This window comes from Gemmatimonadota bacterium (genome assembly GCA_016209965.1).
Taxonomy (GTDB): Bacteria; Gemmatimonadota; Gemmatimonadetes; order Longimicrobiales; family RSA9; genus JACQVE01.
Genome location: JACQVE010000279.1, coordinates 1 through 10,220, shown reverse-complemented (window position 1 = coordinate 10,220; position 10,220 = coordinate 1). Strand labels below are relative to the sequence as shown.

11 protein-coding genes are annotated in these 10,220 nt (G+C 68.7%); all 11 read left to right on the top strand.

Translation table 11 applies throughout. The annotated features are described in order from the left end of the window. Nucleotides 1-280, top strand: a 280-nt coding sequence (locus tag HY703_11160) for a hypothetical protein (protein ID MBI4545745.1), incomplete at its 5' end; no start/stop codon positions are given. After that, nucleotides 277-993, top strand: coding sequence for a MotA/TolQ/ExbB proton channel family protein (locus tag HY703_11155; GenBank protein ID MBI4545744.1), 717 nt, complete (start codon nucleotides 277-279; stop codon nucleotides 991-993). The genes HY703_11160 and HY703_11155, both read left to right, overlap by 4 nt. A 2-nt stretch (nucleotides 994-995) precedes the next feature. Then, complete coding sequence (locus HY703_11150) at nucleotides 996-1,421, top strand: biopolymer transporter ExbD (protein ID MBI4545743.1); 426 nt, start codon at nucleotides 996-998, stop codon at nucleotides 1,419-1,421. After that, entirely contained in the window at nucleotides 1,418-2,173 is a 756-nt protein-coding gene (locus HY703_11145) for a TonB C-terminal domain-containing protein (GenBank protein MBI4545742.1), read from the top strand. Before HY703_11150 ends, HY703_11145 begins: the two co-directional genes overlap by 4 nt. Nucleotides 2,174-2,179: 6 nt before the next feature. Then, complete coding sequence (locus tag HY703_11140; GenBank protein MBI4545741.1) at nucleotides 2,180-3,541, top strand: PD40 domain-containing protein; 1,362 nt, start codon at nucleotides 2,180-2,182, stop codon at nucleotides 3,539-3,541. 49 nt (nucleotides 3,542-3,590) lie between these two features. Beyond that, complete coding sequence (locus HY703_11135; GenBank protein MBI4545740.1) at nucleotides 3,591-4,214, top strand: OmpA family protein; 624 nt, start codon at nucleotides 3,591-3,593, stop codon at nucleotides 4,212-4,214. Between the two features lie 92 nt (nucleotides 4,215-4,306). After that, nucleotides 4,307-5,089 (top strand): tetratricopeptide repeat protein, encoded by a 783-nt coding sequence (locus HY703_11130; GenBank protein ID MBI4545739.1) that lies wholly within the window; start codon nucleotides 4,307-4,309, stop codon nucleotides 5,087-5,089. A gap of 124 nt (nucleotides 5,090-5,213) precedes the next feature. Beyond that, a complete protein-coding gene (gene nrdR, locus HY703_11125; GenBank protein MBI4545738.1) occupies nucleotides 5,214-5,711 on the top strand; it encodes a transcriptional repressor NrdR in 498 nt (165 codons plus the stop codon). Then, nucleotides 5,708-6,505 carry a twin-arginine translocase subunit TatC gene (gene tatC, locus HY703_11120; protein ID MBI4545737.1) on the top strand — a complete coding sequence of 266 codons (798 nt, stop codon included), beginning with the start codon at nucleotides 5,708-5,710 and terminating at the stop codon, nucleotides 6,503-6,505. Before nrdR ends, tatC begins: the two co-directional genes overlap by 4 nt. Next, nucleotides 6,502-9,390: an LPS-assembly protein LptD gene (locus HY703_11115; GenBank protein MBI4545736.1), complete on the top strand. Its 2,889-nt coding sequence runs from the start codon at nucleotides 6,502-6,504 to the stop codon at nucleotides 9,388-9,390. The genes tatC and HY703_11115 overlap by 4 nt, the downstream gene beginning before the upstream one ends. A 41-nt stretch (nucleotides 9,391-9,431) precedes the next feature. Beyond that, a partial coding sequence (locus HY703_11110) for an aromatic amino acid lyase (GenBank protein MBI4545735.1) occupies nucleotides 9,432-10,220 on the top strand: 789 nt, incomplete at its 3' end.

The window sequence follows — 10,220 nt, the reverse complement described above, 5'->3', positions numbered from 1 at the left end:
GCTCACGAAAGCTCCACTTGCGCCGGCCGCCCACCCCGATGACCGGTGCTTCAATGTCGGCGCCGGCGCGGAGACGAGCGTGTACCAGCTCGCGCGACTCCTCATGGATGTGGCGGGGCGCCGGGTGCCGATCGAGCACGCGGCGTCACGCACCGGGGAACTGCGCCGCTCCTGTCTGGACAGCCGCCGTCTGCAGCAACTGGGCTGGTCGGCCCGGGTAGCGCTGCGGGCCGGGCTGGAACAGACTTACGCCTACATTAGCCAGGAGGCGGCCGCGTGAATGTAGTGGCGCAACTGGGGCGGCGCTCGCCACAGGGCGCATTCGAGATGCTGCTGGAGGCCGGACCGGAGACGCAGATCATCCTGATCGTGTCCGCGCTCTTCTCGCTCATCAGTTGGCTCATCATCTTCTGGAAGCTGGGGCAGTTCCGGCGGCTGAAGCGGCAGGCGGCGGCGTTTTTGCGGACGATCGAGGGGACCGAGCGGCTGGAGGACGTGTACAACTCGCTGCACCGTCTCCCGGATTCCCCCTACACCCGGTTGTTTCGGCACGGGGTGCTCTTCTTCACCGAGCTGCGGCCGGGCGCGTTTCGCGACAACCCGTCGGTGAGCGTGGGACTGAGCGAGGCGCAGTTGCAGGCGCTGCGGCTGGTGCTCGAGAAAGTGCAGGGCGAGGAGCAGGATGACCTGGCGGCGGGACTGGTCTGGCTCGCCATCATCGGTACCGTCGCTCCGCTGCTGGGGCTGTTGGGGACGGTGGTGGGGGTGATGGACGCCTTCCTGGGCATTACGGCGGCCGGTACCGCCAATATCGGGGCGGTCGCGCCGGGGATTGCCGAGGCGCTGATTGCCACGGTGGCGGGGCTGGTGGCGGCGATTCCTGCGGCGATCGCTTACAACTACTTCATGAGCCGGCTGAACTTCTTTGGCGGCGAGCTGGAAGGCTTCACGAGCGAGTTCATTGGAACGCTGGCGCGGGAGGGGCGGATCTAGGCATGTGGGAGCCGTGCCGGCGTCGTCGTCAATCGCTTCCCGAGAGCGTGGACATCAACCTGATCAATCTGGTGGATGTGGCGCTGGTGCTGCTCATCATTTTCATGATCACGGCGCCCATGCTGCAGGGGGGTGTGGAGGTACAGCTTCCCAAGGCTTCCTCGGCGCCGATCACGGCCACGGAAGGACTGATCGTGACGGTGTCGCGGGATGGGAACATCTATCTGGGCGACCTGCCCGTGCGTTCGCTCGCCGACTTCGAGGAGATCTTCCCCCAATACGTGCGGGGGAAGGGCACCAGGAACGCGTACCTGAAGGGCGACCGTGACGTGCCCTACGGCCGCGTGCTGCAGGTGCTGGGCCTGATGAAGAAGCTGGACGTGACGGAAGTGGGATTGGTGGCAGATCCGGAAGTGGAGGCGCCGTGATGCTGGCCGAGCGATTGGGGCGGCGCTACGTTGCCCGGCGCCGGCCCGCCGCTGCCGCCCACGCCCACCCGGGCAGCATCGCGGTGGCCGGCTCGCTGCTGCTCCACGCCCTGGCCGGGACGGCGCTCTGGTTCTCCGGCTTCGCGCCCCGGCCAGCCATGCCCGAGTTCCGCGTGTACCGGGTGAATATCGTCTCGCCGCCGCCGCAGCAGGCGGGCGAGCCGGAAGTGGTGCCGCCGGCGCCTGCGGCGGAACTGCCGCGCGTGGTGAAGCCGCAGCAGCCGCCGCCGCCCGTGCCCGCGCCGCCGCAGCCGGCCAGGAAGGCGCCGGCGAAGGTGCAGCTACCGGCGGCGGCCCAGCCAAGGAAGGAGTCGGCGCCGACCAAAGGTCGCAACCCTGACGCGAGCAGTCCGGGCGGCACGGGTCTGAACGTGCAGCTCTCGGGGGAGCAGTTCCCGTACCCGGAGTATCTGGAGAACATCATTCAGCAGCTTCACCGCTACTTTCGCTGGACCGGGCGGAGCGGCCCGGAGGCCGTGGTCTATTTCGTGATCCTGCGCGATGGCTCGGTGGAGGACATTCGCCTGGTACGGGGCTCGGGCGACGTGGCTTTCAACTTCGAGGCGATGGGTGCGGTGGAGCAGGCGGGGAGGCGTAAGGCATTCGGCCGGCTGCCCGAAGGGTTCGAGGGCGACCGCCTGCCCATCAGCTTTTGTTTCCAGCCGCCGGGGAGCCCGCCGTGCGAGAAGTGAGAGGCGATGAAGGGTAAAGCGCTGCTGCTGCTGGTTCCGTGGCTGTGCACGCCTTCGCTGGCGGCGCAGCAGGACACCAGCCGACTGCCCACCGGGGTGCGGTTGGGGATGATCTACCAGCCGGTGTTCCGGCCCATGCTGGCCGTGCGGCCGCTGACGGCCGAGCCGGAGTTGGCGGCTACAGCACAGGAAATCCACACGATTCTGCGCACTGACCTGGATTACAGTGATCGCTTCCAGACGGCCGAAGTGCCGGAGCGGCTGGCCACGGGGCTGATCGAGTACCGGTTATGGAACAGCCTCGGGGTGGTATACCTGGTGACGGGGAGCATCGAGGCAGCGGAGGGTGGCGGCTCGCTGCTGCGGCTTGCGGCGCACGACGTCGTCTACGGCTCCGTCAAGCAGATGCAGGCGTTCCCGCTGCCGCACACCGGCGCGCGGGAGTTGCGCATGGCCGTCCACGCGGCCGCAGACCAGGTGGTACGCTGGCTGACGGGGAAGCCGGGAATGGCCGCGTCACGCATTGCCTTCGTCCGTCGCAACGGCGACGGCAGCGGCGAGATCCTGGCGGTGGAGTCGGACGGCGAGAACGTCAGTCGGGTTGCGGTATCGTCGCGCGGCCTGGTCTCGCCGGCGTGGTCGCCGGACGGCGAGCGACTAGCGTATGCGGCGGAAACGACGCCGGGCAACTGGCAGTTGCTGGAGCGGGAGCTGAACGGCGGGGAGACGCGGGTGATTTACGGCCGTGCGGGCGGCATGGCGATCACGCCCGCCTACTCACCGAACGGGGAGCGGCTGGCCTTCGCGGCGTGGACGGGATCCGGACTCGAGCTGCACGAGTACGATCTGGCGCGCCGCTGCTGCCTCAGGCGGCTGACCCGCGCGGCGCGCGACGACCTTTCGCCCAGCTATTCGCCGGACGGCCGGCGTCTGGCGTTCAACTCGAACCGGCTGGGACAGCCTCATATCTATGTGATGTCGGTCGAGGGTGGGGAGGCGACGCTGATCTCCCCGTTTGTTTATGGCGAGCCGGGCTTTTACACTTCACCGGCCTGGGCCCCGGAAGGGACGCTGGTCGCGTTCCATGGCCGCTCGCGCGGCGCGCACCAGATCATGGTGGCGGACGCGGCGCGGCCGGGTGCGCCGGTCCAGCAGCTCACGTCCGAGGGGAGGAACGAGGACCCGAGCTGGGCGCCGGACGGGCGGCACCTGGTGTTCAGTGGGGTGCACGGGGACGGGGCAGGATTGTATGTTATCGACACGGTGACCGGCCGCACGCGGCCGTTGATCCTTGGTGGTCGCTTTCTGCTGCCCGACTGGTCGCCGACGCTGCTGCGCGCGTCGGCACGGGCAGCCCGTGGTCTTTAGTCGCTGCGGCCCGAAGGCAGGTATCCACTCTTCACCACAAGGAGATGCGATGAGGCACTGCACACTCGTTGTCCCCGCACTGATCGGCCTGCTGATGCTGGGCGCCTGCGGCCGTGGGGAGCCCGAGCAGCCAACGCCGTCGGCTGCGGAACTGGAGGCGCAGCGTCAGGCGGAGGACGAGGCCCGGCTGCGCGCCGAGGAGGAGGCGCGACGGCGGGCGGAAGAGGAGGCGCGGCGGCGCGCGGCCGAGGAGGCACGTACGCGGGCGGCGGCGGCGGCCGAGGAGTCGGCCCGGGCGCGGGAGATTGTGGCCGAGATGGTCAATTTTGACTTCGACCGCTCGGAGATCCGCGCCGACGGCGAGGAAGTCCTGGTGCGCAAAGTCGGCATCTTGCGGGCTCGCCCGGAGCTGCGCTTGCGCATCGAGGGGCACGCGGACGAGCGCGGCTCCGTCGAATACAACCTTGCCCTGGGCATGCGGCGGGCGGCTGCGGCGCGGGACTTCCTGGCGGGGTACGGGCTGGAGCCTGCGCGCTTCGAGCTGGCGAGCCGGGGCGAGGAGAGCCCGTTGATTCCGGAGCACAACGAGGATGCCTGGGCCCAGAATCGGCGGGCCGAGTTCCACATTATCGCGGGCGAGGAGACGCTGGGCGGGGCGGCGGGGACGCGGTGAGGCCGAGGGGCCCCAGCGCAGCAGGAAGAGTCCGGGCGGACGCCGGTTCCGTCAAACGCGTCGGGGCCGGCCGCCCGGCTCGTATTCCGCACATGGCTCGCCGGGCAGTGGCGTGCACGGCGCGGCTGCTGCTGCTGCCTCTGGCGGCGGCGGCCGCGACATCCGCCTGCGCGACGAAGAAGGACGTGAAGACCCTGCGCGAGTCTGTGCTGGGGCTGCAGGCGCGGCAGGACTCGGTGTTTCTGGAGCTGCGGCGGCAGAATCGGGAGCTGCAGGACAGTCTGCATTCGACATCGGAACTGATGCAGCGGGTGCGGGGCGATCTGGGGCACCGTCTGCTGCAGATTGAGCAGCAGCTCCTGCAGATCCAGGAGCTGACGGGGCAGAGCCACAGCCGACTGCAGGAGCTCAGGCGGCAGCTCGAGACGCGCAGTCAGGAGCTCGGCCCTACGCCCGCGGCAACGGCGGCGGTGGCGCCCGCGCCGGCGCGCGGCAGTCCGGAGCAGTTGTACGCGATCGGCGTGGAGCAGTTGCAGCGTGGCGCGGCGCAGACGGCGCGGCGAGCGTTCGAGGAGATCCTGCAGAAGTACGGCACGCACGAGCGCGCTCCGGATGCGCAATTCAACCTGGCGGAAACGTACTATCTGGATGGGCAGCACGACCGTGCGCTACGCGAGTTCGAGCGGGTGGTCGAGCTGTTTCCCAACTCGGCGCGCGCGCCCGCGGCGTTGTACCGCGCGGGGGTGGTGGCGGAGGAGCAGGGAAACATTGCCCGGGCGACGGAGTACTTTCAACGGGTCGTGTCCAACTATGCGAGATCAGACGAGGCCCGGTCGGCCCAGGAGAAGCTGAGTAAGCTGCGGCGCCGCGGCTGAGACGGGCGCCGGATTTTCGGCTCGCGCTCGAAGACACCGGAGCCTCTGCGGGGCCGTTCGCCTCTGCGGGGTCTCCGGTGTCGCGCAATGGAGGCGGGGCACGGCCCGCGACGAGCTCAAACGAATGCGCTGTCCTTACTGCCAGCAGATGGAAGACCGGGTCGTCGACTCCCGTATCAGCCGGCAGGGGCGGGCGGTGCGACGGCGGCGCGAATGCTTGAGCTGCGGCCGCCGCTTCACGACGTACGAGTACGTCGAGGAGCGCTCGCTGCAGGTGGTCAAGCGGGACGGCTCGGTGGAAGCGTATGATCGGCACAAACTGCTGCGCTCGATCGGCCTGGCGTGCGCGAAACGCCCGATCACCTTCTCGGAGATCGAAGCGCTGGTGGACCAGATCGAGGATGAGCTGGGGCGGCAGGGTTCGGATGAGGCGGAGAGCCGCGTGATCGGCAGCATGGTCATGGAGCGGCTGAAGGCGCGCGATCACGTGGCATACGTCCGCTTTGCCTCAGTCTACCGGGACTTCCAGGACATCGACGAGTTCGAGGAAGAGCTGCGGGAACTGAACGCCCGGCGCGCGCGGGCGGCAATGGATGAGGGGCAGGCGGAGCTGCCATTGTGAAGGCGCCCCGATTGTTGCGGGCCTGGCGCGGCGCCGGCCGGACCGAGGAAATGCCGTTCCTCGACCACCTGGAGGAGCTGCGCTGGCGGATCATCTGGAGCTTGCTCGCCCTGCTGGTGGGTGTGGCCATTGGCTTCGTGGTGGTGACGCGCTTCGACGTGCTGACCCTGCTGATCGAGCCGATCCGCCCGTTGCTGGGCGGGAGCCGACTGAAGTACTTGAGTCCGACCGAGCCGTTCCTGATCACGATCAAGCTGGCCCTGGTCGTGGGTGCGTTGCTCGCCTCGCCCATCATTATTTACGAGGCCTGGGCCTTCCTCGCGCCGGCGCTGCTGCCGCAGGAGAAGCGCGCGATCATCCCGTCGCTCTACCTGGGCCTCGTGCTGTTCGCGGCGGGCGTCGCCCTGGCCTACTTCCTGGCGCTCCCCGTCACGCTGCGCTTCATGATGGGATTCCAGGCCGAGAGCCTGGAGCAGAATATCGTGGTGGGACCGTACCTCGGCTTTATCATCAAGCTGCTGCTCGCCTTCGGGGCCATCTTCGAGCTGCCCGTCGTCGTGCTCCTGCTCGCTGCTCTGGGCGTGGTGGACTCGCGGATGCTGGCCTCGAAGCGCCGGCACGCGCTGGTCGCCATCACCATTGTGGCGAGCCTGATCACTCCCGGCGATGTGATCATGCTGACCCTGTTCATGATGGTGCCGCTGGTACTGCTTTACGAGCTGAGCATCGGGCTGGCCAAGCTGGTCGAGCGCTCCCGCGCGCCCGTCATCGAGGAAGGGTGGGGGGAAGCATGAGCGGCGGCTGGCCGTGCGGAGTCAGAGGCCGGGGCTGGCGGCTGCGGCGGCCCGTCAGGCCGATCCTTGGCCTCTCAGCGGCAGCGCTGTTGCTCTTTGCCGCGCCGGCCGTGGGCCAGGAGCGGGAGTTGAGCCCTGGGGAGCGGGAGCGGCTTCTGGAAAAGCTGCGCGTGTCCAGCCCGGCCGGGCGGGCGGGAGCAGATTCCAGCGTGGTCGAGGTCCCGGCCGAAAGTGCGGCAGTTACGCCGCCGCGGCGGGACGGCCCGGCCCGCGCTGCGGCAGGAGCCGTGTCGGCTATGGCTCGGCCTGGCGGCCGGGGCATGGACGCCGAGCGCGATTCGGTCATGGCCGCGCTGGCTACACTCCCGGGCTACATTGCTACCGAGTATTGGGGCAGCGGCGCCCATTTCGTGAGTGACAGCGGCCGCGTCGAGCTACCGGGCAAAGCGCAGATCGTGCGGGCGGGGCAGGCCATGAGTGCGGATTCGGCGCTGGTGTACGATCTCGAGCGCGAAATCGTTTGCGGCTACGGCAAGCCAGTGCTCAGCGGAGAGAGCGCCCCGGTCGAGAGCGAGCAGGTCTGCTACGACGTCGGGCGGGACGTGGGCGTGGCACTGGGCGCGCGCACGCGGTTCAGCCAGGGGGCGAACTGGGTGGTGCACGGCGAGCGGGTGTACACGGCCGGCTCGGACCGCATTTACGGACGGCACTCGGAATTCACCTCCTGCGAGCTGGACGTGCCGCACTATCATTTCGCGGCCCGGCGCATGAAGCTGGTGAACGACAACGTGCTGGTCGCGCGGGACGTGACGCTGAACTTCGCTGACGTCCCGGTGTTCTGGCTGCCCTTCATGGTGCAGAGCCTGAAGCAAGGCCGCAGAAGCGGGCTGCTGGCGCCGCGCTTTGGCATCAATGACGTGGCGCGCACCAGCAGCGGCTACCGGCGCCGTGTCTCGGACGTGGGCTTCTTCTGGGCCATCAACGATTACATGGGCGCACAGCTCGCGCTGGACTGGTTCAGTCAGAACTGGACAGCGCTGAACGGCAACTTCCAGTACCGCTGGGTGAGGCAGTTCCTGGACGGGGGCATCGATTTCCGGCGTTTTTGGGAGGCCAACGGGCGCCGCAACCTGACGCTTTCCAGCCACCATAGCTGGCAGCCGGGGGAGCGGACCAGCGTAAGGGTAAATGCGAACTATACCACCTCCAGCGAGTTCGTCCGCCGCAACACCTTCGACCCGCGGGAGCTGAACCGGTCCATTGATTCCAATGCCGGCCTGAGTCATCGCTTCGATTGGGGCAGCCTGAGTTTGGATGCCTCCCGCCGCCAGTTCCTGACCACCGGTCAGGTGGAGCTGGTCCTGCCCTCGGTAGGGCTCGTGCTCTCGCCGCTGACGCTGTTCCGGGCGCCTGGGGCGCAGGCGAGCTGGTACCGCAACGCGACGTGGACGGGGAGCGCAAACCTGCGAATGAACCGTGTGGATGTGGCGGACACCATCTCGAGCCCGACGGTGCGGGACCGCTCAGCTTTCGAGGCGGGCATCGGCAGCGGCATAAGCCTGGGCGCGCTTTCCTGGAACCAGCGCTTCGACCTTGCGCAGGATGTGCGGCAGGCCAAGCCGGGCGTGGATACGCTGGGGAAGGAAACGGATCGGCGCTTGAGTTGGAGCAGCAGCGTAAACTACCAGCAGCGGCTGTTCGGGACGAGCACGTTGACGCCGGCCATTCAGCTAGGAGGGCAGTGGCGTGAGTCGCCCAAGACGGCGGGCCAGCTTCTGGCGGGCCCGACGCGTCTGGATGTGAGTGCCAGTCTCAAGACGGACTTCTTTGGCTTCTGGCCGGGTGTAGGGCCCTACAGCCGGATCCGGCATCGGCTTTCGCCGATCATCACCTACCGCTATTCGCCGGCCGTCGCTGCGGACAGCGTCCGGCGCGACGTGTTCGGCGTGGCGGAAATCCGGGAGCAGAACCGGCTCGAGATCGGGCTGAGCCAGACGATCGAGGCGAAGCAGGCGGTGAAGCAGGAGGAGGGCGGCGCGGCGCCGGACACCACTCGGGAGGCAGCCCTGGACACGGCCTCCGGGCCGCGGCGGCTGCCGCAGTCGGGGCGGGTCACGCTCCTGTCTCTGAGCACCAGTGCCGTGGTCTATGATTTCGTGCAGGCGCGGGAGGAGGGAGAGGGACTGGTCACGACCACGCTGAACAACACGGTCACGTCGGACCTGCTGCGGGGGCTGAGCCTGAGCTTCACCCACGATCTGTTCCGGACTACGGGGAGCGCGCCACCCGGGCAGCCGACGCCACGGGAGTTCGCGCCGCACCTGAGCAACATGAACGCATCCTTCTCCTTGAGCAGTGACTCCTGGCTGTTCCGGTTGCTGGGGTTGGGGCGGAGGCGTACGCCGGCGGAGGTCAAGGACTCGGCGCGTGCGGCGCCGCCGCCGGGGGAGACCCGCCTGGACCCCGAGCGGGAGGAAGAGCTGAGCCTGATCGGACGGCGGGGCACGCCAGCGCCTGCGCGCAGCGCTTTTCTGGGGAGCGGCGGGGGCGGCTGGAACGCCTCCCTCAACTATTCGCTGGTGCGCCCGCGCCGCGATGCGAGCTTTGCCGGCCGGGCGGAGAGCCAGCTTCTGAGCGGCAACGTCTCCTTCCAGCCTACGCCAAAGTGGAGTGTGCGCTGGAGCACGGCCTACTCCTTCACGGACAGCCGATTCAGCGACCACATCCTGACGTTGACCCGCGACCTCCACGACTGGCAGGCGAACTTCGACTTCGTGAAGGCGCAGAACGGCAATTTCAGCTTCCAGTTCCGGGTGCACCTGCTGGCCAACCCGGACATCAAGCTGGATTACGAGCAACGCGGCGAGAGCTTGAGAACGCCGTAGCGACGCCGCACGGCCCCGCTCTGCTGCCGACCCCCGGAACCGTGGACATTCTCGAAATTCAGGGCGACTCGCTCCGGCTGGAGGACGTGGAACGGGTGGCAGGGCACCCGGCGCCGCAGGTGCGGCTGGCACCCGGAGCGCGGGCGCGGGTCGCGGCCGCGAGGGAGGTGGTGGAGCAGGCGTTGCGTGAGGGCCGCGTCGTCTACGGCGTCACCACCGGCTTCGGCGCCCTGGCCGAAGTAGCGATCCCCCCCGACCGCATTCGCGAGCTGCAGGCCAACCTGATCCGCAGCCATGCGGCCGGGGTCGGCGCGCCGTTGGGAGAGGCCGAGACCCGGGCGATCATGCTGCTGCGCGCCAACGTGCTCGCGCTCGGGTACTCCGGCGTGCGCGCGATCATCATTGAGACGCTCACGGAAATGCTGAACCGGCGGGTGCACCCTGTCATTCCGGCGCGCGGAAGTGTAGGGGCATCGGGCGACCTGGCTCCGCTTTCCCACCTCGCCCTGGTGCTGATGGGCGAGGGGGAAGCGATCTTGGGCGCCGAGCGGCTGCCGGGCGGAGAGGCGCTGCGCCGAGCGGGGCTCGACCCCGTGGTGCTCGAGGCCAAGGAGGGGCTGGCGCTCAACAACGGGACTCAGGTCCAGACAGGCATAGGCGTGCTGGCCTTGCTGGCGGCGGAGCGGGCCGTCGAGACGGCCGAGGTGGCGGGCGCCATGAGCCTCGAGGGTCTGCGGGGGACGCCGGACGCCTTTGACGATGCGATTCAGCGGGTGCGCCCGCATCCGGGGCAGCGGCAGAGTGCGGCGAGACTGCGGCTGCTGCTCGAG

What these genes read in the sequence shown, in the direction of transcription:
- HY703_11150 (MBI4545743.1), top strand. Translation starts at nt 996, where the DNA reads ATGTGGGAGCCGTGCCGGCGTCGTCGTCAATCGCTTCCCGAGAGCGTG.
- HY703_11140 (MBI4545741.1), top strand. Translation starts at nt 2,180, where the DNA reads ATGAAGGGTAAAGCGCTGCTGCTGCTGGTTCCGTGGCTGTGCACGCCT.
- HY703_11135 (MBI4545740.1), top strand. Translation starts at nt 3,591, where the DNA reads ATGAGGCACTGCACACTCGTTGTCCCCGCACTGATCGGCCTGCTGATG.
- HY703_11130 (MBI4545739.1), top strand. Translation starts at nt 4,307, where the DNA reads ATGGCTCGCCGGGCAGTGGCGTGCACGGCGCGGCTGCTGCTGCTGCCT.
- nrdR (MBI4545738.1), top strand. Translation starts at nt 5,214, where the DNA reads ATGCGCTGTCCTTACTGCCAGCAGATGGAAGACCGGGTCGTCGACTCC.
- HY703_11115 (MBI4545736.1), top strand. Translation starts at nt 6,502, where the DNA reads ATGAGCGGCGGCTGGCCGTGCGGAGTCAGAGGCCGGGGCTGGCGGCTG.